Below are 26,180 nucleotides of genomic sequence, written 5' to 3' on the forward strand. Positions count from 1 at the left end.
TGTTGCACCCGAGGCAGCCCGGGTTACCGACATGCTGGGCTTGCACCGGCCCCGGGCGGCTACATCAAGCGGTTGCGTTTGCAGGGACGGACCGTCCATTGTCGGCATGAACCTTCCGCGCTCCGTGGTCGTCAGAAGGCACGCCACGCGTCGTATCAGCGGCGATCCCGGCGGCAATCCTGTTGGCTGCGATCCCGGCGGCATCAAAGTAACCAGTGAAAATCGGCTTGAACCCGGTGAACCAGAGACCGGAATTTTCCGGATCACGCTCGCCCATCGGGTAGTGCGGCACCCCATTGGTGTCGAGCACGCCGAGATGTCCCAGCAGCGGCTCCAGCCCCGTGCGATAGCCCGTTGCCGCGATGACAACGTCGGGTGCGCAGCTTGAGCCATCCGTGAGGATGACGTTGTCACCCTCGAAGCGGTCAACACCGGGAACCACCCGGAACCGCCCGGCCTTCAAGGCGGCCACAAATCCGTCATCGATCGCAAAGGTGACACCGTCCCGCAAAAGCCGGGTTCCGCCCCCTTCTGGATGGGTGGACAGCCCGTATCGGCGAAGATTGCCAAGAAAAACCCGCTCGGTCAGCCGAAAGGCCGGATCCAGGACCCAGGCCGGAAGGGCCGCGAAAACCCGGGCCAGTCGGTGCAGCGGAAACCCGAAGATGCGCTGCGGTACGACTGCAGGCCCATATCGGACAGATACGATGACCTCTGCCGAGCGGTGCCGCGCGAGATGGTTGAGCGCATCCGTGCCCGAATTCCCGGCGCCAACGACCAGAACGCGCTTGCCGTCGAAGCGGGACACATCACCGAGGTTCGCCGTGTGCAGCAACTCGCCCGAAAACTGGTCGCGCCCTGGCCAGTCCGGAATGTGCGCAATGTTTTCGCGGCCCGTCGCGATTACCAGATTGTCTGCCTGATAGTCACCGGTCGCGGTAGAGACGTGCCACCCGTCTGGCGTACGGGCGACACTGGTTACCTTGCCACTGTATCGGACATGTGTGTCCAGTCCCGCTACATAGGCTTCAAGAAATTCCACTACGGTGTCACGCTTCAGAAAGACGCCGTCGGTCTTGGGCGCCTTCTGGCCGGGCAGGCCGGCAAACTTGCGGTGTATGTTGAGCCGAAGCGCCGGATGCCGCGCCCGCCAGGGTTCAGCAACCCGGCCCCGTGCTTCCAGCACGGTGACAGGCAGGCCACGATCGGAAAGAGAGCGTGCCACGGCAAGACCCGAAAGTCCTGCTCCGATGACAAGCGTGTTGCTGTGTTGTTGGGACTTCATAATCAGTCCTTTCGGTGTCTTCTCAGCAAATGCTGAGGAAATTCAGGGTCACGCAGATGTGCGTATTGTTCGAGGCCCAAATCCTGCAGGAGATGGTCCGAAAGCCGCGAGAGGTCTCCGAAATTCCGGCGAAAGCGTCGTTGTTCACGCGCTTCTCTGATCCGTTGCCAAAGGCTCTTCACGCGACTTGAGACAGTCCTGTGCACTCCGTCGACGAACGGCAATATCATCGTCATGTCATGAATCCTTGTCGGTGCCCGGTCAGATCCGGGCTGTGAAATACGCGTTGATGGGATCGTGCGGCAGCCGGTGGGTTTCGACCGATGCGAAGCCGGTTTCGGCGAGGTACTCTTCGGCCGTCTCCACTCCCCACATCGCCCCCAGACCCGGACCACCCTGGCCGATGGAGACGGGTGTGCAGTGCATGCTCGAGATCGTGTACAAGAGCGGCGCGAAGGGATTTGCGATGTTCTTTTCAAGATCGCGCGACCCACCGATATCCTGCATAAAGAAGACGCCGCCCGGCCGCATTGACTGCCGCACGAGCCGCAGAAACGCCTTGGGATCCGCCTGGTCGTGAACCGCATCGAAGGCGGTCACCAGATCGAACCGGCCCAACTCGTTTGCGGCCGACAGATCACGCGCTTCGAAGTGCAGGTTCTCCAGACCCTTGGTTCTGGCTTCAGCGGCCGTCTCTGCGAAAGCGTCCTCGCAAAGATCGAAACCGTGAAAGCGACTGTTTGGATAAACGCTCGCCAGCGCCATCATCGCCAGACCTCGGCCGCAGCCGAAATCGGCCACGTCGATGCCGTCCTCCAACCGTTGGATCAGGCCCGGGACCACCGGCAGGATAGCGCTCACAAGGTTGGCGACGACCAACTGCGCACTGTCCTCGGCCATCACCTCGTGAAAGCGATCAAAATGGTGGTAACAAAGGCCCTCGCCACTGCGGAACCGCTCCAGTAGTTCGTTTTCGATGGACGCCGCGATGCTGATGAACTGGGTCGTGACGGCCATGTTGTCCGGGCTGGCGCTACGGGTCAGAAACGCGGCATGCTCCGGAGGCAACGTGTAGCTTCTCGCCCGCGGGTCATAGTCGACGACACCCGCCGTCACCATCACGCCGAGCCATTCACGCAGGTAGCGTTCGTTGACAGCGGCCTTCTGCGAAAGCACCTGCGAATTGAGGCCGGGGTTGGCCCCAAGCGCATCGAACAGTCCTGCGCGGTGCCCGAGAGAGGTCATGATCGCGAGTGCCGCTTCGTTCAGCGTACCGACAAAGCGTTCGGCGAAGGCTTCGGCTTTCGCTTCGTTGAATGCAAGATTTGGGTTCTGGTAGGTCATCCGAAGCTCCTGAAGTGGTAATGTGCAGCACGATCTGCCGCTGTCCTGACCATGGAGATGGACCAAATCCGCCAAGCGCGTTAGAAGTGAAAAAGAATGAAACGGTGATAATCAGACTAAAGTTGAGGGGTTTTGTGCAATATGAGCTTGAACACGACCGTTATAGGAACACGCTTGACCGGAACGTCCGTGCTGTTCTCGATCCTTGACGTGCTGGCCTCCGTGGGTCGCGATTGGGAAATGTTGCACGGCTTGCCTGCGCAATCGCCGGTGTTTCAGGTCAGCCTCAGAACCCTCGATGGCGCACCTTATTGGGACGTGAACGGGCGCAAGATCACACCTGACGGGATGCTGACCGAAGCGCCGGAACCCGACTTGATTATCGTGTCCGATTTGCACCTCGACCCAAATGGCCACCTGCCGGAAGAGTTTAACCCGGTCGCGGACTGGCTCAGTGAAGCCTACGCACGCGGCGCGATTGTCACCTCCGTCTGCTCTGGCTCAATCCTTCTGGGTGCAGCAGGAGTGTTGGACGGCAAGGAAGCGACGACGCATTGGGGCTATGCGGATATGCTTGGACGTAACTTCCCGAAGGTGAAGGTTTGCCGTGAACGCATTCTCGTCGCGGCGGGGGATGGTCACCAGGTGGTCACCGCAGGTGGTGCCTCGGCGTGGGCTGATCTCATGTTGTATCTGATCGGACGGTTCGCCGGAACAGAAGAAGCCCGCAGGATCGCGAAGATCTATTTGATCGATCCACATGACCAGGGCCAACTGACATACGCATCCCTTGCCTCCGGGCGACAACATGATGACCAGCTGATTGCAGAGGCGCAGGTCTGGGCCGCACGAAATTACCACAGATCAAGTCCCGTAACCGCCATGGCGGTAATGGCCCAAATGACCGAGCGAGGGTTTCTGCGTCGCTTCAGGAAGGCGACCGGACAGGCGCCAGCCGACTATGTGCAGACTTTGCGTGTCGAGGAAGCCAAACAGCTGCTGGAGACGACGGCGATGTCGATCGAGGAAATCTCAGCCGAGATCGGATATACCGAACCCTCGAGTTTCCGATCGGCATTCCGAAAGCGCGTCGGGACCTCGGCGTCTGCTTATCGAAAGAAATGGCAAGCGTTGGTTCCGGTTTCATCCTGAGTTTGGTCCCCATCCCTTACGAGCTGGGCCACCAGGTTTGCATCGCCGTCTCTGCTGTTCCAGGCAACTGCCGTTCATGCGCTTCGCTGCACGTGGCGAAATAGGCAAAGCAGTCTTTCGCTGCGAAGGACACCAACGGTCTGTCTGGCTCGGGAACCGGTCGACAGGCGGCCTGCGGCAGCAGGCAGGCGGAGGGGTTGAACGACAGCTAGCCGTTCGGCCACCGGCTGAAACAGCGCGACGACACCGGCTTTCTGATCAGCATCCGGGTTGCCGTCTTGCTGACCGTCAAGATTGGCGGCTTCGCTTGACAAATCATCAAATATTGACGTTACGGAAGTTATCGAATAAGTTGTAGATATAAGATTTATATCGTTTTTAAATATGGAGTTCGAGATGACGTGGAATATGCACACGTTTTTTGCAGTACTCTTTACCGCGACGATCGCCTTCACGACCATGTCTACGGTTCCGGTTGGAGCCTGCAACCCGAGATATCAGCGCTGTTAGAACAGCTGGTCTGGAGCCTTGTCCGTTTCAAAGGTTCGGCACGTTCAAGGCTTTCTCGAACTGGTGAGGTAAGGCGTGTCGTTCTGGTCGGGAAAAAAAGAGTCGCTCAATCAAAGCCTGGTGGAGATCACCTTCAGAGCGGTGCTCTCCGGCCTTGTGATAGTTTTTTTCGCGCAATTCCTGATCGCCAGGGTCGACAACCAAATCGAAGTCGCGTCGAAACGCGATGCGCTGAACACCTTCAGGAACAGCCATTTATCCAAGCTGACCACGCGGTTTTCAGACGCTTTTCTGGCCCTTGATTGTACGCGAAGCGTTAGCACCCTTTCGACGAATACATGCAAAAGCGATATCGCGACCTTCCTGACGGAGTTGAATACGATTTTCCTGGAACTAAAGGCGATCTACCCGACTTCCGGGTTCCCGAAATTGGTCGAGCTGCAAGACCAGGCAGAACTGATGTACTCAACACCGTCGCAAGTGACCCAGCAGAACATAGACGGCTTCGCAGCCACCTTTGGAGCATCGCTGCACGAGATGGCGCAGAACTTCAGATAAGAAAGGATGCCTGATCATGAAATGTATGTTTCACAGCTTGCTTTTTATCTGCTCAATTTCTGTCGCATGCGCTCAGGACCCGACCGGCGATATCCCCGAAGGAGCACGCTGGGTCGTTGGCGGCACATTCGCGCTGTCCAAAATTGGCGACAACGAGCTCAGAGGCAGCAAGAGTTATTCGGGCGCAGAAAAGGAGGCAAACAGACTTGCGACTTTCCTGCCCGGAATGACGATCATGTTCAATCTGGAAAGAAGCACAGTACCGGGACGATCAGAGTACCTTGAGGGTACGACACACTACGGGATCCCCGTAGCGGTTCTGGCCCGCGACATATCGGCAAACGACTTTGGAAACCGCGACACGACAGATGTGGTCACGCATCAATCCTATACGGGGTGCCGGGATCTTGCCTGTACCTTGGAGGCTGAAGTCGGCATTGGCTATTCCTTCAAGATTGAAGAAGAAGACGATGAAAGGCTTGTTCTGTACAACCCGCAATCGGAACTGCGGATCATACACACTCTGGACGCTTTCGATCAGAATGAAGCGCGGGGATATTCCACACGCGTCAAGGACCGAGTGCACCCGCGCCTGAAGGTTCACGACGGATATGCTTCAGAGATTTCAACCGGTTGCGGGCTGACACGGCCGGTTCAACCGCTGATCAAGGTACCGAAAGATCAATACGATACTCTGCCTCTGACCTGGGACGTCAACAGCCTGAACTGGTCGTTGAAAGCGCTGGAGCTGTTTGATGTCGGCAAGGTCGAGTTGAACGCGGAAGGTACGCACTACGTTGGACGGCTGAATTCCGAGCTAGGGGTCGGCACCGAGTCCGATGAGGGTCCCGTGGCGCTTGACTTCACGGTCTTCGCCTATCGCGATTCCGAATGGACAAATCCGGACTTCTACAAATTTGGCGGGTTGGCGCAGACCGTTACCTGCCGCAAACGCAACCCGATCGCCGGTCAACCACTGCCGCGCTACGTCAAGAACGCCTTTCTCTATTTCGACATTCAGGAAGGCGAGCAACCCCAGGACTTTCCGCTGGACCCTGTCCAGTTGCCTGACCAGTTCAAGGACAACAAGGAACTACAGGACGAATTGCGAACCTATCTGCCCCGCGCCTTTTTCTACAGCGTGAACAACGCAAGGCAGTACAAAGAGCTGTTTGAATACATCGTGGAGGACACAAACATCGCCTTTCCGTCGGCAGTTGCCAACGTGATTGCGCGGCTGAACGCCACCTGCGGACCTCAGAGCCGTGCTGAATGCGCAGATATCGTGGATCGTGTCGGCGCTTTGAGAAACGACTAGCAAGACATACCGCCGCAAGATTTTCACCTGGATCGTTCAGAAGGTCACGGCAATCGATGCCGAAGTGCATCTAGAACCAGTTTGAAGACGGGAAGGTTCTGTCGCCGGGTCGGGTAGTAGAGAAAGTAACCGTCGAAATACGGAGACCAGTCGTCGAGAAGCAATCTCAGATCACCAGACTCAACGTGTGGATCTGCAAGACTGTTCGGAACAAAGGCGACCCCCAAGCCATTTAGCACGGCGTCCATCATGGCGTAGGAATTGTTGAAGGTGAGTTGGCCGTCAACACGAACATTCACTTCCTGCCCCTCCTTCTCGAACTCCCAGGCATAAAGTCCGCCACGTGTTTCGTGCCGCATGTTGATGCAGTCATGATCGAGCAGATCACGCGGATGTTCCGGGCTTTTCCGCGACGCCAGATAAGCGGGAGAAGCCACGGCGACCATGCGCCAGTCAGGGCCGATGCGCGCGGCAATCATGTCTCTCTCCACACTTTCGCCCAAGCGCACTCCAGCATCAAAACCGTCCTCCACGATATTGCGAAAACCACTATCCAGACTGAACTCGATCCTGATGTCGGGATGGTGGTGAAGGAACGGCTTCAGCTTTGGCCAGACGACCGTTTGAAACGCGTGATCAGAAAGCGTCAGCCGGATTGATCCGGACGGCTTTTCACGCAAGGCCAGCAGTGCTGCAACTTCGTCCTCGATCTCTTCCAGTCGCGGCGCGACGGTTGCCAGCAGACGTTCGCCGGCGGGTGTGGTCGCTACATTGCGCGTCGTGCGGTTCAAGAGGCGCAGACCCAGGTTGGTCTCCAACCGCTTGATGGTGTGGCTCAATGTCGATTGCGCCACGCCAATCCTTGCGGCGGCGTTGGTAAAGCTCCGCTCTTCCGCAACGATGCGGAACCACATCAGATCATTGAAATCGGTTTTTGACATGGCGGCATCATTAATCGACCTGATCGATTAGTCCATGCCGTTTGTGACAGCTAATCACATAGACCGTTCGTCTCTATCTTCCCGGCAATACAAGAGACCGGAGAACCTAAATTGAGCGATGCGAGTGTCACCACGTCCCAAAGCCAGCCTCTTGCAGCCTGGGGTGCGGTCCTGTCCATGGCGCTTTGTGTCGCCATGCTGATCGCGTCGGAATTCATGCCGGTCAGCCTCCTGACCCTGATGGCGGAAGGACTGGGCTCGAGTGAAGGCCAGACGGGTCAGGCGATTTCGATTAGCGGATTATTCGCCGTTGGTGCGAGCTTGCTGATCACGACCACCGCGGGCCGCTTGAACCGCAAATGGGTGATGGTCGCATTGACCGGGCTGATGTTGATATCGCTGGTGATGGTTGCAATGGCACAGAGCTTTGCTGCGCTGATGTTCGCCCGCGCCCTTTTGGGTATCTGCATCGGTGGTTTCTGGGCCCTGGCAACTGCTGTCGTCATGCGGCTGGTTCCCGAAGCAGACGTTCCGCGTGCACTTTCGCTGATGTATGGAGGACAGGCAATCGCCGCGGCCTTCGCAGCCCCGCTTGGCAGCTACCTGGGAGATATCATCGGCTGGCGTAACGTCTTCTGGTCGCTGACACCCGCCGTCGCAATCAACCTGATCTGGCAACTGGTAGCGCTTCCTTCATTGCCTGCGCGCCGCAGTCGGAGTTTTGGAGCCCTGGTCGCGGTGTTGCGCCGCCGCTATTTCCTACGCGGCATCTTAGCGGCGATGCTGTCCTGGGGCGCAGCCTTCACCATGTTCACCTACCTGCGCCCGTACCTGGAACAGGTAACGCGGGTCGATGTGACCGCTTTGTCGATCCTTCTTCTGTTGCTGGGGGGCGCGGGCTTCGTCGGAACCTGGGCGGCGGGTCGTTTCATCGCGGGTAACGTGGCACGGCAATTGAAGTACCCGGCACTTATCATGGGCACCGTTACATTTGGCCTCCTGTTCACGGGAGGCTCGTCACTTCTGACCGGATTTCTGCTCTTCGTCTGGGGCGCGATGAACACCGCCATGTCTGTCATCTTCATGACCTGGATGGCGCAGAACGTCGATGACGCCCCGGAAGAAGGCGGCAGCCTGATGGTAGCCTCGATCCAGGCCTCGATCCTGCTGGGCGCAGTCGTCGGTGGGGCGTTGCTGGACAGCTGGTCTATCACCGCAACCTTCGCCGGCAGCGTCATCCTGTCCGTCGCTGCCGTCGCCGTGATTGGCAACGGTCATCTCCTGCTCAAGCCCCAATCGGAAAAGCAATGAACCAACCGGAGAAAAAATGACCGACAAATCCAATGAACTGACCACCGGCACGACGCTCGGTCGTCGTGCCATGCTGAAGATGACTGGCGCGGGTGTCGCCGCCATCGGCATGGCTTCAGCAATCAACATTTCAATAGCAAGGGCACAGACCATGACAGAAGTTTGGGACAAGACCTTCCCGCAAAGCGACCGTGTCGATCATGAAAAGGTTCGCTTTACCAACCGATACGGCATCACCCTGACCGGTGATCTCTATTTACCCAAGGACCGTGCAAAGAGCGGCCTGCCAGCCCTGGCCATCAGCGGCCCGTTTGGCGCCGTCAAGGAGCAGTCCTCAGGCCTCTACGCTCAGACCATGGCCGAGCGTGGCTTCGTAACCTTGGCCTTCGATCCTTCTTACACCGGTGAGAGCGGCGGCGAACCGCGCAACGTCGCCTCGCCCGACATCAATACCGAAGATTTCATGGCAGCGGTCGATTACCTTGGCCTGCATGGTTCAGTGGACCGCGAGCGGATCGGTGTTATTGGCATCTGTGGCTGGGGCGGCATGGCTCTGAATGCCGTCGCGGCTGACAAGCGTGTCAAGGCAGTCGCGGCCAGCACCATGTATGACATGACCCGTGTCATGTCCAAGGGCTACAATGACAGCGTGACCGCTGAACAGCGTGCGGCAACGCTGGAACAGCTGAGCCGCCAGCGTTGGGAAGATGCAGAAAACGGTGTCCCGGCAATGCAGCCGGCATACAACGAGCTACATGGTGGCGAGGCGCAGTTCATGGTCGATTACCACGACTATTACATGACATCGCGCGGCTACCATGAACGTGCGGTCAATTCCGGTAACTCCTGGACAATCACGACGCCGCTGTCCTTCATGAACATGCCGATCCTCAACTATATCGCAGAGATCGCGCCGCGTCCGGTCCTGTTTATCCACGGCGAGAATGCCCATTCGCGCTATTTCAGCGAAACCGCCTATGAAGCAGCAGCCGAACCGAAGGAGCTGCTGATCGTTCCTGGAGCTAACCACACGGATCTCTACGACAAGGTGGATGTAATTCCCTTTGACCGGATCGAGACCTTTTTTGAACAGGCACTCGCCTGATAGAGGGTCAGCCTCGCCACGGAATATCCGGGCGGGGCAGATCTTTGCCTTGTGCTAACACTCATCATCATCGCTGGTTCAGGTTTTCAAGCTCTAACAGGTCCTTTTTTGCTCATGACTTGCAGGTCAACTCCGGGCCGGTATTGCCGCTGCCTCCAGCACCGACAAATGTCAGCTACGCCATGACCGAACCCGTAAGCAGGCAACCCGCTCCCGGGTCTTTTCAGCATCGCCCCTCGTCATACGCGTACCGCCCCTGTACCCTACCCTCCGTCCTCTAATCGGGATGATCCGGTAACGCCCACCACGGGAGGCGGTCGTGATTCAGCTTGCTTCGGTTTTTGCAAAGCCGCTTTTGGGGAAACTTGGTGTCAGTGATGAGGCCAGGGAGCGGTTTGTGGCGTTACAGAAGGCCGTGACAGGGGATACGGGCACGGCCTGGATTCCGCTGTCCCGACCTTCCGCAACACTCGATTTTTCCACGCACCGGCAGATGGCGTCCGACCTCCACAACACCGGTGAAATCGGCCCGGAAAAGGAACCTGTCACCTGGAAGGAGTTCGTCTGGACGTCGGACCAGACAATCAAGGACTGTGTCCTGCACAAGATCTCCTGGCGGTTCTACGAGAACGGGCTGATTTGCCTGGAGGTTTGTGGCAGCAAGGATGCGGTGGGGCTGGATGGCAGTGACCTGATCGGCCACCGGCTGGAGCTGCGCGACGACACCGGTTTTCTGATCGGCATCTGGGCCGCTGCCTTCCTGATCGTCAAGGACACCGAGCGGCGCAGTTTCCAGACGTCGACCGAGGATGACCACAAGCTGTTGAAACTGCATTTCGGCAAGCTGGCCGAACAGCAGACCGGCATCGCTTTCCGCATCTGATACCGCCAGAAACTCGACCGGTCTGTCCCGCCAAACGCTTCCTCAGGCGGGGATCAGCGTTTCGGCGATGGCCCTTGCGGTTCTGGAGGCGGCCGGCATGCCGCGCACCTGTGCGGTGGCGATGGCGCCTTCCTTCAAAAGGGCAAGCTGTTCGGCAAGGGCTGCCGGGTCTTCGGCGCCGGCCTGACGACACAGAGGCTCAAGGTAATCGACGATCCGCTGTTTGTGCTCGGCCGCCGTGCGGTGGATCGGGTGCTGGCGGTCGCCGAATTCGCTCGCCGCGTTGATGAAGGCGCAGCCGTTGAAGCCGAGCCCCTTGAAGGCACGGCCGTTGAACCAGTCCTCCAGCGCGTCGAACATGGCCAGAAGCCGTTCTCGCGGCCGCGGCGAGGCTTTTTCCATTTCGCCCATCAGCCAGTTGCGGAACTGCTCGTCCCGGCGGTTGAGCGCGGCCAGGATAAGCTCCTCCTTCGAGCGGAAGTGCTTGTAGAGCGTCATCTTGGCCACCCCCGCCTCGGCGAGGATCTTGTCTATTCCGGTCGCATTGAACCCGCGGGTGTAGAACAGCCTGAGCGCTGTATCCACGAGCTCGTCTCGGCGTGATTGCACCATCATCTCCATATACAGACAGGTTTGTCTACTTTACTATCCTGTTCGCCCCCTTCTCGTCCATCCTCACACGAGGGTATCACGGCTTATTGACATATATACAGACCTGTCTGTATAAATTCCTCAACGTCACGTTTTCGATCAGGAAGGCGGTAGTCATGTCCGGAATTCAGATTGCGGTTCACATTCATGCAGACACCGGCGTTTGTTCCGGGAAACGGTCTAACTGGTACTACGTGGCTCTTGCCAGCTGGTCTGTATCCGGTGCGCGCTCTGAACTGGCGCAAGCTCACTCCCCTTTCCCGACGTACCGTGCAGCAAGAGGGGGCTGACGATGGCCAGTGTCATTGCCGCCTTTGCGCACACCATGGCCGCTACCGCAGGACTGACCATGACCAGCGACGGCAAGCTGGTCGCAGCAGATGGAACCGTGCGCCATGAGGTGCGCACCGAGGATGGGCGGATACCGGACACAGCCCACTTCGAGCTGCTCGACTGGATACGCAGCTGGTATCCGGATGAAACAGGTCTGGTATTTGCCTATGCGCAGAATATCAAACCGGACGATCTCGGCGTTCTGGGCCTTGCCATCAAAACCGCGCCCACTCTTCGCACAACACTGCAATTGATCGAGCGCTACTTCCGGCTGGTGACCGACACCGCGGTATATTGCCTGGAGGAAGATGGACCACTTGCCGTCTTCTCCATTGCAGGGCAGACCTCCCCTCAGCCGATCCTGCATCTTCGTAACGAATGCGCCCTTGCAGGTTTTGCTCATAATCTGGCGTCTCAAGTCGGTCCGCGCCTGAAAATTGAGGCCATCACCTTTCGCCATCCCTGCCGGGGCGATGCAGAGCGCTACGCGGCGTTTTTCGGCTGTCCGGTCCGCTTCGGTGAAGCGCAAGACGCAATTATAATGACCCAGCCGATGCTGGACCTGCCGAACCGGCTTGGAGATCAAGGCGTCTGCACCTTCTTGACCGATCACCTGGAGACGGAAATCGACGCCCTGCCTGCCGGCAGCGCGTTGACGCGCGATCTTCTGAACCGCCTGACGAAAACGCTCAGCAGCGGCGTACCTTCCGCGGCTGCCGTCGCGCGTGATCTCGGCATGAGCGAGCGCACCCTCTATCGCCGCCTGGCGGAGGAAGGGCTGACCTACCGCGACATGCTGCGCGAGGCACAGACGAAGCTGGCTCGGGAGCTGCTGGCAGGCAGCAGCTGTTCCATTGCCGAAATTGCCTTCCTCACAGGCTTCTCCGAACAGAGCACCTTCACCCGCGCGTTCAAGCGCTGGGTCGGCCAGCCACCGGCGCAATTCCGGCAACACAGCGCAACCGTCTGAGAACACACCCGCCCGACGCACAGGCTCACGGCAACGGTCGCGGCCAGATCTGGCAAAACCCGAAACATTCGCAATTCTCGGAAGAGCCCGGCCAAACATGGCCGGGCTCAACCTGTTTTGCTGCCTTCTGGCGGGTCAGAACTGGCTTGGCAGATAGGGCCAAAACAGTGGCAGACCCGGCCGATACCAAGAAGGCGCTCCCGGCGTATTCAAAGGTCATCGAACGACGGAGCGGTCATCACCGGGCACTTTCCCGCAGCGCTCCAGGGCTTTTGAGACAAGGAGCGCCACATGATTATCGAACAGATCACGGCCCGCAGTCCGGCCAGGCATAACCATGCACCTTCGACGTTTCCGGCAGCGTTGACGCATTCGGACAACCTGACCGACAGCAACGCGTATGGCCGGACGCTTTCCATCGTCGCCCACGACCTGCGCGGTCCCCTTGCCAACCTCTCGCTGTTGATCGAGCACATTGCCCAATGCGCAACCTGGGAAGGTCAGCCCGCCATTGCGGATAACGCCGCAAAGGCCGACCGTATCCTCCAGCACCTGACCGGCAGTCTCAGCGCCCTGGTCAAGCGCGGCAAGGAGGGACGGGATCCGCTCTCCTGTGTGATGCGGCCAGTTGATCTGGCCGAGGTTCTGGCGCTGGCGGTCGCCGTCAACCAACCGCTGGCTCGCCGCCATGCGGTCAGTCTGGAAATTGCGTCCCTATCCCCCTGTCTGATCTGCGGCGATGCGGAGCTGTTGTTCGAGGCCTTCGACAATCTCATCTGCAATGCGGTGCGCCACAGCCCGGACGACGGCACCGTTCTTTGCGCTATCACCCGGGAAGATGACGGTAATGTCTCCGTGCGTATCAGCGACCAGGGCCAGGGCTTCACCGCTGCCGATCTTGCCCGGGCCTTCCGTCCCTTCACCCAGCTTTCCGCAAAGGCCGCCCTATCCGGGCCGTCCTCGGGACTTGGCCTCTGGATCGCCCGGCTGATCGCCGAACGCCATGGCGGCAAGATTGCGGCTCGGAACGGAGGCGGAAGCAGCGGTAGAGGCGCGGTTCTAACCGTGCGCCTGCCGACCTTACCGGCAAATGATGCGAAACCGGCTTCAGTCCGCCGGAAGGTTCCAGAGCGTGCCAGCAAGGCACCGGACCACGCAACTATCTGACCTCAGCTTTCTGGCACCGGCATGCCGGTGCCGCCCCCATGGAACGTGGCCAAGCCAGACGCCGACCCGGCCCTGCGCCGGGAACGGGAGAGCCGTGCCTTCAGGCACCCGGTGATCGGCCGCGAACCTGACAGCGTTTCAAGTTGATGCGCTGCCCATCGCAACCCTGTCCAACACAAGCAATGGAGACTTCATATGGACAACGAACATGACAAGACCTGCGCCTGCTGCGTAACACCGGAAACGGTTGATCACGCCCGCCGCCGCCTGCTTGCCGGGGCAGCCGGTGCGGCAACCGTGGGTGCCGTCGCCATGGCCACCGGTTCCGCCACCGCCGCAACAGAAGAAGCCCGTGCGCTCTATGCCGATCCGGAAAAACCGGGCCTGCCGCAGATCGACATGGAAATCGAAGCCGGCCGCACCGCGCTTGTCGTCACCGATCCGCAGATCGACTTCCTGTCCGAAGACGGCGTCACCTGGGGTGTCGTTGGCGAAAGCGTCACCGAGCAAGGCACCGTCGACAACATCGAACGCCTGTTCAAGGCGGCCAAGGCTGCCGCGATGCCGGTGTTCATCTCGCCCCACTACTATTATCCGCACGACCACAAGTGGCAGTTCGAAGGCACCTTGGAAAAGACCATGCATTCCATCGGCATGTTCGATCGCCCGGGCCCGCTCTCCCTGGAGAATTTCGAAGGGTCCGGCGCCGACTGGATGCCGCAGTACAAGAAATACATCGAGGACGGCGAAACCGTCATCTGCTCACCGCACAAGGTCTACAGCCCGGCGCAGAACGATCTGAACCTGCAGCTGCGCAAGCGCGGGATCGACAAGGTGATCCTGGCCGGCATGTCCGCAAACCTGTGCACGCAGGCCCATCTCTACGAGCTTCTGGAACTCGGCTTCGAAGTGGCCGTGGTTCGCGATGCGACCGCAGGCGCCAAGGTGCCCGAGGGCGACGGCTACCTCGCCGCCATCATCAATTTCCGCATGGTCGCCAACGGCGTCTGGTGGACCGACGACGCAGTCGAACGCATCGCCCGTTCCGCCTGACCACCAGCACTCTCCTCAAAACCGACTAACCCAACCCAAGACTGGATCAAACCAATGAAACTCAAATTCGCCCTTCCGGCCCTGGCCGCAGCCCTTGTTCTGTCCACCGCCGCCCTTGCTGCGGACGAATACAACTTTGCCAACGGCCTCACCCTCAACGGCAATCCGCTCGGCATGCACGGCATCGACCCTGTTTCCATGTTCGCAGGCGCGACCCCGGGCCTTGGCGATGCGGTCCACACCTCAAGCCATGATGGTGTCGACTATTATTTCGCCACGGCCGAAACCAAGGAGCAGTTCGACGCTGCTCCGGAAAGCTTCCTGCCGCAGTTCGGCGGCTTTTGCGCCTTCGGCATCTATGTCGGCAAGAAACTCGATGGCGACGTCCGTTTTGCCGATATCGTCGACGGCAAGCTCTATCTCTTCGTCAACGCCGTCATCTTCGACAAGTATCTGGAGCAGAAGGACGAGGTTCTCGCCGGTGCTTACGCCAAATGGCCGGAGATCCGCGAGACAGCCATTGGCGATCTCTGATCACCCATGAAGCCAAACAGGGACGAGCCCCGACCGGGGGCTCGTCTGCCGTTTTGGTGGTCGACAGCCCTACTGAGCTGTCCAGCCACCGTCGACGGGGATTGTCACGCCCGTCACGTTGTGCGCCACCGGGCTGCACAGCCAAAGCGCCAGCGCACCGATTTCAGACGGGTCGGACGTGCGGTGGGAAGGCTGTTTTTCCGCCAGAAGATCTGCAACGCCCTTGTCGCGATCGCCGCCATGAAGGGCGGCGCGGGCTGCCACCTGCGGCTCGATGATTGCGGTTTCCGTCCAGCCGGGCGCGATACAATTGACCGTCACCCCACCCGAGGCTCTGGAACCACTTGCCGCATATTCCAGCGCGGCCACCTTGCTCATCCCGACGACACCGAATTTCGAAGCCACGTAAGGCGCCTTGTTGACCGAAGCGACCAGCCCGTGCACCGAAGCAATGTTGATGACACGGCCAAAGCCGCGTTCGGCCATCGCCGGCAGGGCAAGACGCATCGTATGGTAGACGCCTGACAGATTGACGCCGATGATGGCATCCCATGTGGCAGCATCCGCCTCGGCAAAGCTGACAGTCTTCTGGATACCTGCATTGTTGACCAGGATATCCGGGCCGCCCCAGGCGGCAACGTCCGCCATCATCGTCTCGACAGCCGCCACGTCGCGCATGTCCGCGGCAAAGAACCGGGCGTCCGGTGCCCCGGCAGCCTTGATCTCTGCCACAGCCGCTTGCGCCTCTTCCGGGTTCGCCAGACCGTGGACGGCAACGCGTGCCCCTGCCCCCGCCAGTGCCTTGGCAATCGCCAGGCCGATCCCCTGAACGGACCCTGTGACGAGAGCTGTTTTTCCGGTGAGATCTGTCATGCCGTTTCCTCCGCTTCGAGCTGTTGTCTCAGGTCCGTTTTCAGGATCTTGCCGTAGTTGTTCTTCGGCAGGGCAGCCGGGAAATGATAGTGTTTCGGCCGCTTGAACCGGGCGATCCGGTCCAGACAGAGCTTGTCGAGCTCAGCCTCGCTCACGTTCTGGCCCGGGTGACAGGCAACAAAGGCGACAACGATCTCTCCCCACTCCTGGTCCTGCCGGCCAACGACTGCCACCTCGTGCACAGCCGGGTGTGTCAGCAGCACCTCTTCGACCTCGCGCGGGTAGATATTGGAGCCACCGGAAATGATGACGTCCTTGGACCGGTCCTGCAGCGTGACGTAGCCGTCCTCATCCATCCGGCCAACGTCTCCGGTCCACAGCCAGCTGTCACGGATGGTCTGGGCTGTTGCCTCCTCGTTTCGCCAGTAGCCCTTCATCACCGTATCTCCGTGCACGGCAATTTCCCCGACTTCGCCGCGGGGCAGCTCCCGGCCTTCGCCGTCGACGATCGCAACCCGCACGACAGACTGGGCCGTGCCGACGGAATTCAGCCTCTCGCGCCAACGTGGATGGGTGCGGTCACAAACTTCGGCGCGCGGCAGTGCGGTGATGCCCATCGGGCATTCGCCCTGACCGTAGATCTGCACGAACCGTGCGCCCATCACTTCAACCGCTTCCAGAATGTCCGCCTCATACATTGGCCCGCCGGCATAGACGATGGTCCGCAGCCCCCGGCCAGTGCCCCCCGAAGCCTTGGCGACATCCACCAGGCGGCGAACCATGGTGGGCGCGGCAAACATGGAGATGGAGCCGATCACAGGCGCGGTCTGCAGGATTTCGGCAGCATCAAACCCGCCGCTGACCGGCACGACGTGACGCGCCCCTTTCATCACGTGCATGAAATTGTAGAGCCCGGCACCATGGCTCATCGGCGCGGCATAGAGGATCGCATCCTGCGGCTTGACGTCATCGACATCGACAAAGTAGCTCAGCGCCATCGAAGCAAGATTGCCGCAAGTCAGCATCACGCCCTTGGGCCTGCCGGTGGTGCCGGACGTATAGAAAAGCCAGGCTAGATCTGCAGGATCCAGAGGTTCCGGCGTGGTGTGCGGTGCTGCCCGGCACAGGGCGCCGAATTCAGGGCTATCGAGCGAGACAAGACCCACACCCTCCGGCAGATATGGCGCCAGAAGTTCGGCGGTCTTTTTGTCGGCGAACACAAATTCTGCACCGGAATTTTCCACCATCCAGGCGGCTTCCTTTTCGTGCAGTTTGGCGTTTATCGGCACGGCTGCGCCGCCACGCCACCAGATGCCGTAAAGCGCTTCCAGATAGCGCGTAGAATTTGCGGCAAACAGTGCGACCCTGTCTCCCTTGCCGATGCCGTAGCCGGCAAGCGCAGCGCTTATGGCCCCGGCACTACGAGCAAACTCCAGATAGTTTGCCTTGCGCTCGGTCCCCTGCAGCAGCGCCGGGCTCTGCGGGTTTCTCGCCGCGCTCCGGTATAACCATTCTGCCGGATTCATCCTGTTCTTCTCCCCCCGATACGCCGTCTGGTGCAGTGCGACCGCGTTGGTCCGCCATCCCGCTTTTCTCATCCTGAGGAAGCGCCGAGCGCTGTCTCGCAGGACGGGCGGCATATTGCGGACAAGCAGCCCATCCTTCGAGACGCGAGCAAGGCTCGCTCCTCAGGACAAGAATGACCGATCGGGCATGCCCTCCTCCGGACACACCCCAGCCAGTCTCCTCCCGGCACCTCCCTCGTCCCTTCGGCTCGCTGGTTCTTCCGGACCAGATGTGGTTTCCAGAAAAACGACCGTGCGGAACAGCTATCTGATACTCTTCAGACCCTTAGAGCGAAAATTCCGTCAAAACACGTAACGGGGAGCCCATGGACGACTTCGCAGCGCTTGCTTTCGACAATGCGCCCGTCGGCCTGGCCTTGACGGAAGAGCGGCAGATCCGACGCTGCAATGCGCGTCTTGCCGATATGTTCGGCTTTGAACCGGAGGAACTTTCCGGGGCCTCGCTGTCTGTCCTTTATCCCTCTTCGGAAGAGTTTCTCCGCATCGGCAAGATCGGACTGGAACGGATGAAAGGCAGTGGTCGCTACCGGGACGAACGCATCATGCGCCGCAAATCCGGGGATCTGTTCTGGTGCCGCGTGCGTGGCCAGTCTCTCAACCTTGAAGCCCCGTTCGCACGGGCGGTCTGGAGCTTTGCCGACATTTCCGAAGACCGGCCACTGGCTGAAATGAGCCTGCGTGAACGCCAGGTGGCCAAACTGCTGGCCGAAGGAAATACAACCAAGGAAATCGCCCGCCTGCTCGGGCTGTCACCGCGCACGGTCGAGGTCCACCGGGCCCGGCTGATGAAGAAATTCAGCGCCCGCAACAGCCTGGAACTCATCGCCCATATTGCGGGCATTCCGCTTTAGCGCCACTCTTGGGCAACAACTGCCGGGAGAACTGCGATGGACAAATGGGTGCGGGATGCTGTCGCCAGGATTAACGCGGATGCACATCGGTCCGCCGACACGCATCTGTTCAAGCTGCATGGCCTCAGTTGCGCCGATGTCGATATCTATCTGAAGGATGAAAGCACCCACCCGACCGGCAGCCTGAAGCACCGTCTCGCCCGGTCGCTGTTTCTTTATGCGCTGTGCAACGGCAGGATCCGCGAAGGCACACCGGTGATCGAAGCCTCGTCGGGCAGCACGGCCGTTTCGGAAGCCTACTTTGCGCAAATGATCGGCGTTCCATTCATTGCCGTGGTGCCGCAAAGCACCGCCCACAGCAAGATCGAGCAAATCCGGCTCTACGGCGGTGAACCGCATTTCGTCGGATCAGCGCCCGAGATGCACGGCGCGGCGGTGGACCTTGCCGAACAGCTCGGCGGGCATTTCATGGACCAGTTCACCTATGCGGAGCGGGCAACCGACTGGCGCGGGAACAACAACATTGCCGAAAGCATCTTCAACCAGATGGAATTCGAGCCGCATCCTGTGCCGAAGATGCTGGTGATGAGCGCCGGCACGGGTGGCACATCCGCAACGCTTGGCCGGTTTATCCGCTACCGGGGCTACGACACCGGCCTGACCGTGGTCGATCCGGAAAACTCGGTCTTTTATGATGCCTATCGTACCGGGAACCACGCTCTCACCGAAAACTGCTCAAGTCGGATCGAAGGCATTGGCCGGCCAAAGGTGGAACACTCGTTTCTGCCGGACGTCATCGACGACATGATCAAGGTGCCCGATGCCGCAAGCATTGCAACGATCCTGTGGCTGGAGAAACTGATCGGCCGCAAGGCGGGCGCTTCCACCGGCACAAATCTGTGGGGCGCGCTGCAAATCGCCGGCCGGATGATCGACGAAGGCGAGACAGGCTCGATCGTCACGCTGATGTGCGACAGCGGTCAGCGCTATCTCGATACCTACTACAATCCGGACTGGGTCACGGCGAAGTTCGGCGATATCTCGCCCTACGAAGAGGAACTGGCACGCTGGGTCTAGACAAGGAGCAGGCCTGAGCGAGAAGGCAGGCCAAAGGAATGTCGTTCACTTTCACCGCAGCTAGCTCGCCACCCGCATCCTGTAGGCTTCATACGTCAGGACGTTTGCCCCGCTCTTCTTGGCTTCATACATGGCCTGGTCCGCGTGGGTGATCAACGATTTGGCATCATCTGCATCATCGGGATAGAACGACACCCCGATGCTGATGCTGATGTTGATATCCTTGCCCTTGATTTCCATCGGCCGCGAGACCTCCCGGTAAATGCGGGTGGCACAGGCCAGAACATCCTTCTCTTCCGCATAATCGCCGATGATCACGGCAAACTCATCCCCGCCGATCCGGGTCACGACATCCCCTTCGCGCGTGCAGCGCTTGATGGTGGAGGCAACGGCCTGGAGCAGCGCGTCACCCACCGGATGCCCGTGGCTGTCGTTGACCGGCTTGAAGGTATCAAGGTCCAGCATCATCAGCGCAAACTTGCGGTTATCCCGGTCTGCTATGGCTACGTTTTCCGCAAGGCTCTGGCTGAAATGTGCCCGGTTCGAAAGGCCTGTCAGATGATCGGTCATCGCTAGCCGCCTGACAGCTTCTTCCGTCTTCTTCAGACGGGTAATGTCCGAATGGGTGCCGGACATGCGCAAAGGCTTGCCGTCTTTCGTCCATTCGACCACACGTCCCCTGTCGAGAACCCAGACCCACCTGCCCTCCTTGTGGCGCATGCGAATTTCGTTGTCGTAGGCTTCCCTTGCTCCGGAAAACACCTCTGCCAGCTTCTGCTCAGATTTTTCCACATCGTCCGGATGGGTCAGCCGGTACCAGGTCTGTCGGCTGAGCGGCTGCAACTCGGCCAGCGAATAGCCGAGAATTTCAGCCCAGCGTTCGTTGTAGACCACCTCCCCGGTCTGAACGTTGCATTCCCAGGTCCCGACGTTGGTGCCGAAGATGATCTCTCGCAAACGCTGCTCCGAGGATCGCAACCGCTTGTGCGCGGTGTGTCTTTCAAGCAGCAGAAAACTGACGACGACAAGCGACAGACCAAGCGTGCCGACCAGGCCCAGCATCCACTGGTTCCGGGCGTTATAGGCAGAGGAAAGTTCCGCGCTCTTGCTGTCGACCATTTCCTCCAGGCGGTTCTTGTAGTGCCACAGTTCTTGTTCCCGCTGCCGGTCGTCGGAAATATCGTGCACCACGGAAAGCAAAGCCTTCCTGCCGTCGTAGTCCACCGGAGTTGAATGAACTTCCACGCTTCGAACGGAGCCATCTGCCAGCTTGTGGCGGAAGATGAAAAAATTTCGGTGTTCAGCCTTGGCAAGTTGACGTTCGGCTTCAACCTGCTCGGCCGTCAGCTGATTGATGTTCTGAATGGACATGCGGCGCAGCGTATCCCGGTCGAACCCGTAGAAGTCTGCCGCGGCATTGTTGGCATCAAGAATGCTTCCGGTATCCGGATCGATCAGCATCATGGTTGCGCTGTGACGCAGAAAGAACTGATCATAGGACAGGGATGCCTGCTCGGCCTGGGCAGGCGTCGCCAGCCAGGACAAAAAGACAATCATTGCCGTTTTCAGTAGTATTTCCCCAAATTTCGTCAACATTTACCGCCTTTTGCTGCAGTAAAGACTCATCAGATTAAATTTTCGAGAACAAAAAGCGTGCAATTGACCGACTTCCGCAACGACACGCGTATTGGTTTACCCAACGGGAAAATCGGTCAAATGTCGCCTCGCCCCATTCCGGTCCCACTCCGCCAGTATTCCGGCTTCAGATTTATGGGAGCTCTCACATGAAGCGGCGTACATTCCTGTTCGGAACCGGACTTCTGGCAGCAGGAGGCGCCTACGCGGCACACACCCTCCCCGCTTATCGACTGCAAACCGGGTTGCAGCTCGTCAGCAAGGCACTTGCCGGACCGTCCACGCCGCCCACTGAAGCAACGGCAAACAGTTTTGCTTTGCCCAATCCGTGGGCGGGACAGCTGATTGAGGCGGCAGAAAGCCAGATCGGCGTTACGGTGGTCTACGATCCGGCCTATGTCTCGCTCCCGTTTCCCAATGGCGACCTGCCGCGCGAACGCGGTGTATGCACCGATGTGGTCGTCAGAGCCTACCGCGACGCCTTCGGCTACGATCTTCAGTCGGCCGTTAATGCGGACATGAAGTCGGACTTTTCGTCCTATCCAAAGATCTGGGGTCTCAAACGCCCGGACAGGAACATCGACCACCGGCGGGTGCCAAACCTGCAGACCTTCTTCAGACGAAAAGGCGCAGCTCTTCCGGTCACTGCAAACGCCAAAGACTATCAGCCCGGCGACGTCGTTTCCCAGATGCTGCCTGGAAACCTGCCGCACATGGCGATTGTCAGTCACCGTGCCTCCGCAGACAGCGAACGACCAATGGTGGTCCACAACATTGGTGCTGGAACGCAGCTGGAAGACCGGCTGTTCGATTTCGAAATCACCGGCCACTACAGGTTCAAACCCGCCTGACGCTCCAGGGCTGAAGTTTGCCTTTGACGGGGGTCACCCCTCAGTAAGCGTCATCAGAATGTCCGCATACCAGGCGCAATTGAGGCCTAGCGCCTCATCCAGCACGAGATCGCGCGTTCCGACATCGAGGCGGGCGGAGTGAACGCCAAGCAGTTTCCACGGCAGTTCGCTTGCGGTGCCTGCCGTATTGCGCATGACCACCGGAGCCCCACTTGTGCCGCGATGCGTGCGGGCATCGGTCAGGAAATAGCCCATGCCTTGAAACCGGAAGCCGAAGGAGGAAGCCACGACCGCGTGGCGGACCACCGGCATGTGATGGAGCGTGTCATGAAACCCGAGCGGAAAACCGACAACCAGAATGGATGATCCGATCTCGACATGCTCTTGCGGGTCACTCAGGTGCTCCGGCCCGAAGGCCCGATAGACGATATTTTCAGGTAGCGCCGCCCGGTCAATCTCGATCACGGCAACGTCGATATCGCCTGCGGTATCCTCTCCCTGGCGCCAGAGGCTTTTGCCATCCCGGAAAAGCGGGATCGAAAAAGCGATGGAGTCGGCCAGGTTTTCAGGGTCGTTGTGGAGTTCTATTTCGATACGGGAGGGATGATGCCCGCTTGCCTCATCCACCATGACATGCCGGCTGGTCACGAGAAACAGGCGCTCATCACGCGCAAAGAAAAAGCTGCTGGCGTTTGTGAGATAGGTCTGGTCATCAAAGGTGGAAATACGGGGCGAGGTCAGCAGGACAGCGTCGATCATCGTCAATCGGTTCTCCAGAAATAGCGGGAAGCCTTGCACACATGGACAGGCTGCTTGCTCAGCCAGCATAGGGCAGTATCGGGAAAACGACAGAGCTCCGGGTTTTGTTCCCGTCAGGAGACAGTCTCGGTGCCGGAAACCTGCGGTGGCCGGGAAGCGGCCCAGGCCCCCTTGTCGCGCAAATCCAGAATAACCTCGCGCAGCAAAGCGTGCACCGCTTCCAGCGCCCGCGTCACGGGTCGTCCACCCGGCGACATCAGATGAGCCCCGCGCCACAGCCCCGGCGCGGCAATCCGGCTGACACAAAGGGAACCTGCCGCCACCTCCTCCGTCACCGCGTAAAGCGGCAGGATCGACGGGCCAAACCCGGCTGCCACCAGGCGCTTGATATTGTTGAAGGAGTCGATTTCCATCGCGATTTCTGGTGCGAAGCCCAGCGCCTGGAACGTCCGGTCTATCAGCACCCGCAAGCCGTGCGCTCCGCTCGGCAGCACCATTGGCACGTTGTCGAGTGCCTCCATGTTCATTTCCAGCGGACGTTCGGCATCGGCGGGCCACAGAACCACAAGCTCTTCTTCAAGCAATAATTCAGACCGGATACGTGCATCCTTGGAACGGCTGTAAAGCACGGCAAGATCGATCTTGCCTTCGCTCAGCCAATCGCCAACAAAACCGCTCATGGCCTCGGTAATATTGAGCGTGATCCGCGGAAAGCGCTCACGCGCCGCCAGGATCAACGGCAGAGACACCATGGCACTGATCGTGCCCGGCAGGCCGATCCGCACGATGCCGGACGGATCGGTTTCCAGATTGCGGATATCGTCTTCCGTGCGCGCCAGATCCTCGAGAATTGCCCGCGCCCTTTGCAGCAGCAGCTCTCCCGCCTCCGTGGGCGTGACACCGGAGCGACTGCGCGTCAGCAGCCTGGTGCCAAGCTGCTCCTCCATGTTCTTCAGGTGCAGCGACAGGGCTGGCTGCGCCACATGCAGGCTTTCGGCAGCCCGCGTAAGCGAACCCTGCGCAACGATTTCCAGAAAATAGCGGAGTTGGCGGATGTCCATGGCAACAAGTTAGCATATAAAATTTATATCATACCCATCCAAAACATATATTTGTTCAATAGAAGTTCAGCGGCTTAACTGCGGTCAACGAACACGCCAGACGAAAAGCCCACATGACAAGCCAACATGATAGCTACCAGGACATTCGCGACGGCATCCGCGCGCTATGTGCCCAGTTTCCCGCCGAATACCACCGCAAGATCGATGAGGCTCGCTCCTATCCGGAAGAATTTGTCGACGCCCTGACACGCGAAGGCTGGATGGCCGCACTTATCCCGGAGGACTACGGCGGATCCGGCCTCGGGCTCACCGAAGCTTCGGTCATCATGGAAGAAATCAACCGTGCAGGCGGCAATTCCGGCGCTTGTCACGGCCAGATGTACAACATGAACACGCTTGTGCGGCATGGCTCGGAAGAACAGCGGCTGAAATATCTGCCGAAGATCGCAAGCGGCGAATTGCGGTTGCAATCCATGGGCGTGACCGAGCCGACGACGGGCACGGACACCACCAGGATCAAGACCACCGCCGTGAAGAAGGGCGACCGCTACGTCGTCAACGGCCAGAAGGTCTGGATCAGCCGTGTGCAGCATTCCGACTTGATGATCCTCCTGGCGCGCACAACGCCGCTTGCCGACGTGCAGAAGAAATCGGAAGGCCTTTCGATCTTCCTGGTCGATATCAGGCAAGCCATGAAATCAGGCATGGAGGTTCGCCCGATCCTGAACATGGTCAACCACGAGACCAACGAACTCTTCTTCGACAATCTGGAAATCCCGGAAGAAAATCTCATCGGCGAGGAAGGAAAAGGCTTCAAATATATCCTTACCGGCCTCAACGCCGAACGCACGTTGATTGCCGCCGAATGTATTGGCGATGGCTACTGGTTCACCGACAAGGTGACCGACTATGTGCGAGAACGGGAAGTCTTCGGCCGTCCCATAGGCCAGAACCAGGGCGTCCAGTTTCCCATAGCCGAAGCCTATATCGAGATCGAGGCGGCCAACCTGATGCGCTACAAGGCCTGTAGCCTGTTTGATGCCGGCGCTCCCTGCGGCGCGGAGGCAAACATGGCCAAATACCTGGCCGCAAAGGCAAGCTGGGAAGCGGCAAATGCCTGCATCCAGTTCCATGGCGGCTTCGGTTTTGCCTGCGAATATGACGTCGAGCGCAAGTTCCGCGAGACGCGGCTCTACCAGGTAGCACCAATCTCCACCAACCTCATCCTGTCCTATATTGCCGAGCATGTGCTTGGCCTGCCGAGGTCGTTCTGATGGTGTTGCCGCTGGAAGGATTGAACGTCGTCGCCATCGAACAGGCGGTGGCCGCCCCCTACGCCACGTCCCGGCTTGCAGATGCCGGAGCGACAGTCACCAAGGTCGAACGGCCCGAAGGTGATTTTGCCCGGGGGTATGACGACGTTGCCAAGGGCCAGTCGAGTTACTTTGTCTGGCTGAACCGGGGCAAGGACAGCATCACGCTGGATCTTGGTTCCGACACGGGCAAGGAAAAGCTGGCGCAGCTGATCGCAGACGCCGATATCCTGATCCAGAACCTCAAGCCTGGCGCCCTGGCCCGCCTTGGTTTTGATCCGGACAGGTTGGTGGTGGATTATCCGCGCCTTATTACCTGCTCCATCAGCGGTTTCGGCGAAACCGGGCCGATGGCCGACCGCAAGGCCTATGATTTGCTGATCCAGGCTGAAACCGGTCTTTGTTCGATCACCGGCGGGCCGAACGAACCCGCGCGTGTCGGCATTTCCCTTGTCGACATCGCCACCGGGGCAACGGCCTATACCGCCATTCTGGAAGCCCTGATCCAGCGCGGGATCACCGGCAAGGGCGCGCAGATCTCGGTTTCCATGTTCGATGTTCTGGCCGACTGGCTGACCGTCCCCCTTCTCAACCATGAAGGCGGCAAAAGCCCCCAGCGGGTCGGCCTCGCCCATCCTTCGATTGCGCCCTATGGCGTCTTCCAGCCAAAGGAAGGTCCGGCAATTCTGATCGCCATTCAAAGCGACCGGGAATGGAGGACCCTTTGCAGCGACTTCATCGAAAAACCCGAACTCGGCGCCGATCCAAGGTTCGCAACAAACGTCGCGCGGGTGAACAATCGCAGGGAAACGGATGCCGCTGTTGGCGAAGCCTTTGCGAAATTTGATGCCGAAACGGCCATCAGGTTGCTGACGGAGGCTAATATCGCATTGGCCTCGGTCAACGATATGGAAGGCCTGTCGACCCATCCGCACCTGAGGCGTATCACTGTCGACAGCCCGAATGGCCCGATCTCCTTCCCCGCCCCTGCGGCCATCTTTTCGGGCGAACCGCGCAGCTACGGCCCGATCCCGGCCCTCAAGCCCCTGGAGGCGTGAT

The 26,180-nt window shown here is 59.4% G+C and carries 25 protein-coding genes; 15 read left to right on the forward strand and 10 right to left on the reverse strand.

Going from position 1 to position 26,180, the window contains the following annotated elements:
• Positions 1-64 precede the first annotated feature (64 nt).
• Together HCG46_RS01760 and HCG46_RS01765 are read right to left on the reverse strand one after the other, a co-directional pair.
• A complete protein-coding gene (locus HCG46_RS01760) occupies positions 65-1,285 on the reverse strand; it encodes an NAD(P)/FAD-dependent oxidoreductase (protein ID WP_168684317.1) in 1,221 nt (406 codons plus the stop codon).
• Between the two features lie 261 nt (positions 1,286-1,546).
• Positions 1,547-2,629 (reverse strand): methyltransferase domain-containing protein, encoded by a 1,083-nt coding sequence (locus tag HCG46_RS01765; protein ID WP_168684318.1) that lies wholly within the window; start codon positions 2,627-2,629, stop codon positions 1,547-1,549.
• A 174-nt stretch (positions 2,630-2,803) separates the two neighbouring features.
• Here HCG46_RS01765 and HCG46_RS01770 point away from each other — a divergent pair, with 174 nt between their 5' ends.
• Complete coding sequence (locus HCG46_RS01770) at positions 2,804-3,781, forward strand: helix-turn-helix domain-containing protein (RefSeq protein ID WP_208992397.1); 978 nt, start codon at positions 2,804-2,806, stop codon at positions 3,779-3,781.
• Positions 3,782-3,855: 74 nt separating this feature from the next.
• Here HCG46_RS01770 and HCG46_RS01775 read toward each other — a convergent pair whose 3' ends face one another.
• The gene (locus HCG46_RS01775) at positions 3,856-4,242 is read right to left on the reverse strand and encodes a hypothetical protein (protein ID WP_168684321.1); all 387 of its coding nucleotides are present in this window, start codon (positions 4,240-4,242) and stop codon (positions 3,856-3,858) included.
• Between the two features lie 124 nt (positions 4,243-4,366).
• On the opposite strand from HCG46_RS01775, the gene HCG46_RS01780 reads away from it, so the two are divergent.
• Positions 4,367-4,849, forward strand: a complete 483-nt coding sequence (locus HCG46_RS01780) for a hypothetical protein (RefSeq protein ID WP_055655204.1) — start codon at positions 4,367-4,369, stop codon at positions 4,847-4,849.
• A gap of 16 nt (positions 4,850-4,865) precedes the next feature.
• Entirely contained in the window at positions 4,866-6,167 is a 1,302-nt protein-coding gene (locus tag HCG46_RS01785; protein WP_139314232.1) for a hypothetical protein, read from the forward strand.
• A gap of 44 nt (positions 6,168-6,211) precedes the next feature.
• Here HCG46_RS01785 and HCG46_RS01790 read toward each other — a convergent pair whose 3' ends face one another.
• Positions 6,212-7,108 (reverse strand): LysR family transcriptional regulator, encoded by an 897-nt coding sequence (locus HCG46_RS01790; RefSeq protein WP_075283777.1) that lies wholly within the window; start codon positions 7,106-7,108, stop codon positions 6,212-6,214.
• Between the two features lie 111 nt (positions 7,109-7,219).
• Between HCG46_RS01790 and HCG46_RS01795 the strand changes: the two genes are divergently transcribed.
• From HCG46_RS01795 to HCG46_RS01805, 3 genes are all read left to right on the forward strand, one after another.
• On the forward strand, positions 7,220-8,419 hold the full coding sequence (locus HCG46_RS01795) for an MFS transporter (RefSeq protein WP_209009272.1): 1,200 nt from the start codon (positions 7,220-7,222) through the stop codon (positions 8,417-8,419).
• 16 nt (positions 8,420-8,435) lie between these two features.
• Positions 8,436-9,524 carry an alpha/beta hydrolase gene (locus tag HCG46_RS01800; RefSeq protein WP_168684323.1) on the forward strand — a complete coding sequence of 363 codons (1,089 nt, stop codon included), beginning with the start codon at positions 8,436-8,438 and terminating at the stop codon, positions 9,522-9,524.
• 319 nt (positions 9,525-9,843) lie between these two features.
• Entirely contained in the window at positions 9,844-10,407 is a 564-nt protein-coding gene (locus HCG46_RS01805) for a hypothetical protein (RefSeq protein ID WP_209009274.1), read from the forward strand.
• A gap of 42 nt (positions 10,408-10,449) precedes the next feature.
• Here the strand turns inward: HCG46_RS01805 and HCG46_RS01810 are convergent, their stop codons facing one another.
• Positions 10,450-11,019 (reverse strand): TetR/AcrR family transcriptional regulator, encoded by a 570-nt coding sequence (locus HCG46_RS01810; RefSeq protein WP_168684326.1) that lies wholly within the window; start codon positions 11,017-11,019, stop codon positions 10,450-10,452.
• 331 nt (positions 11,020-11,350) lie between these two features.
• On the opposite strand from HCG46_RS01810, the gene HCG46_RS01815 reads away from it, so the two are divergent.
• From HCG46_RS01815 to HCG46_RS01830, 4 genes are all read left to right on the forward strand, one after another.
• Positions 11,351-12,361: an AraC family transcriptional regulator gene (locus HCG46_RS01815; protein ID WP_152506129.1), complete on the forward strand. Its 1,011-nt coding sequence runs from the start codon at positions 11,351-11,353 to the stop codon at positions 12,359-12,361.
• Between the two features lie 291 nt (positions 12,362-12,652).
• Positions 12,653-13,528, forward strand: coding sequence for a HAMP domain-containing sensor histidine kinase (locus HCG46_RS01820; protein ID WP_168684329.1), 876 nt, complete (start codon positions 12,653-12,655; stop codon positions 13,526-13,528).
• A 195-nt stretch (positions 13,529-13,723) separates the two neighbouring features.
• Positions 13,724-14,581: a cysteine hydrolase gene (locus tag HCG46_RS01825; RefSeq protein ID WP_023000749.1), complete on the forward strand. Its 858-nt coding sequence runs from the start codon at positions 13,724-13,726 to the stop codon at positions 14,579-14,581.
• A gap of 54 nt (positions 14,582-14,635) precedes the next feature.
• On the forward strand, positions 14,636-15,115 hold the full coding sequence (locus HCG46_RS01830; RefSeq protein WP_168684331.1) for a YHS domain-containing (seleno)protein: 480 nt from the start codon (positions 14,636-14,638) through the stop codon (positions 15,113-15,115).
• A 69-nt stretch (positions 15,116-15,184) separates the two neighbouring features.
• On the opposite strand, the gene HCG46_RS01835 is transcribed toward HCG46_RS01830, so the two are convergent.
• Together HCG46_RS01835 and HCG46_RS01840 are read right to left on the reverse strand one after the other, a co-directional pair.
• Positions 15,185-15,988, reverse strand: coding sequence for an SDR family NAD(P)-dependent oxidoreductase (locus tag HCG46_RS01835; RefSeq protein ID WP_075283783.1), 804 nt, complete (start codon positions 15,986-15,988; stop codon positions 15,185-15,187).
• Entirely contained in the window at positions 15,985-17,514 is a 1,530-nt protein-coding gene (locus HCG46_RS01840) for an AMP-binding protein (protein WP_168684333.1), read from the reverse strand. The genes HCG46_RS01835 and HCG46_RS01840 overlap by 4 nt, the downstream gene beginning before the upstream one ends.
• Before the next feature lie 365 nt (positions 17,515-17,879).
• On the opposite strand from HCG46_RS01840, the gene HCG46_RS01845 reads away from it, so the two are divergent.
• Positions 17,880-18,425 (forward strand): helix-turn-helix transcriptional regulator, encoded by a 546-nt coding sequence (locus tag HCG46_RS01845; protein ID WP_023000745.1) that lies wholly within the window; start codon positions 17,880-17,882, stop codon positions 18,423-18,425.
• A gap of 36 nt (positions 18,426-18,461) precedes the next feature.
• The gene (locus HCG46_RS01850; RefSeq protein WP_168684335.1) at positions 18,462-19,502 is read left to right on the forward strand and encodes a PLP-dependent cysteine synthase family protein; all 1,041 of its coding nucleotides are present in this window, start codon (positions 18,462-18,464) and stop codon (positions 19,500-19,502) included.
• 60 nt (positions 19,503-19,562) lie between these two features.
• Here the strand turns inward: HCG46_RS01850 and HCG46_RS01855 are convergent, their stop codons facing one another.
• On the reverse strand, positions 19,563-21,059 hold the full coding sequence (locus HCG46_RS01855) for a sensor domain-containing diguanylate cyclase (protein ID WP_168684349.1): 1,497 nt from the start codon (positions 21,057-21,059) through the stop codon (positions 19,563-19,565).
• A 227-nt stretch (positions 21,060-21,286) separates the two neighbouring features.
• Here HCG46_RS01855 and HCG46_RS01860 point away from each other — a divergent pair, with 227 nt between their 5' ends.
• Positions 21,287-21,988 (forward strand): DUF1287 domain-containing protein, encoded by a 702-nt coding sequence (locus tag HCG46_RS01860; protein ID WP_168684352.1) that lies wholly within the window; start codon positions 21,287-21,289, stop codon positions 21,986-21,988.
• Between the two features lie 33 nt (positions 21,989-22,021).
• Here the strand turns inward: HCG46_RS01860 and HCG46_RS01865 are convergent, their stop codons facing one another.
• A complete protein-coding gene (locus HCG46_RS01865; RefSeq protein WP_168684354.1) occupies positions 22,022-22,747 on the reverse strand; it encodes a serine protease in 726 nt (241 codons plus the stop codon).
• A 113-nt stretch (positions 22,748-22,860) separates the two neighbouring features.
• A complete protein-coding gene (locus tag HCG46_RS01870; protein WP_168684356.1) occupies positions 22,861-23,808 on the reverse strand; it encodes a LysR family transcriptional regulator in 948 nt (315 codons plus the stop codon).
• 113 nt (positions 23,809-23,921) lie between these two features.
• Here HCG46_RS01870 and HCG46_RS01875 point away from each other — a divergent pair, with 113 nt between their 5' ends.
• Complete coding sequence (locus HCG46_RS01875) at positions 23,922-25,082, forward strand: acyl-CoA dehydrogenase family protein (RefSeq protein ID WP_168684358.1); 1,161 nt, start codon at positions 23,922-23,924, stop codon at positions 25,080-25,082.
• Entirely contained in the window at positions 25,082-26,179 is a 1,098-nt protein-coding gene (locus tag HCG46_RS01880) for a CaiB/BaiF CoA-transferase family protein (protein ID WP_168684360.1), read from the forward strand. The genes HCG46_RS01875 and HCG46_RS01880 overlap by 1 nt, the downstream gene beginning before the upstream one ends.
• Position 26,180: the final 1 nt, after the last annotated feature.

The organism is Labrenzia sp. PO1 (assembly GCF_012273635.1).
In the GTDB taxonomy this organism is placed as follows: Bacteria; Pseudomonadota; Alphaproteobacteria; order Rhizobiales; family Stappiaceae; genus Roseibium; species Roseibium algicola.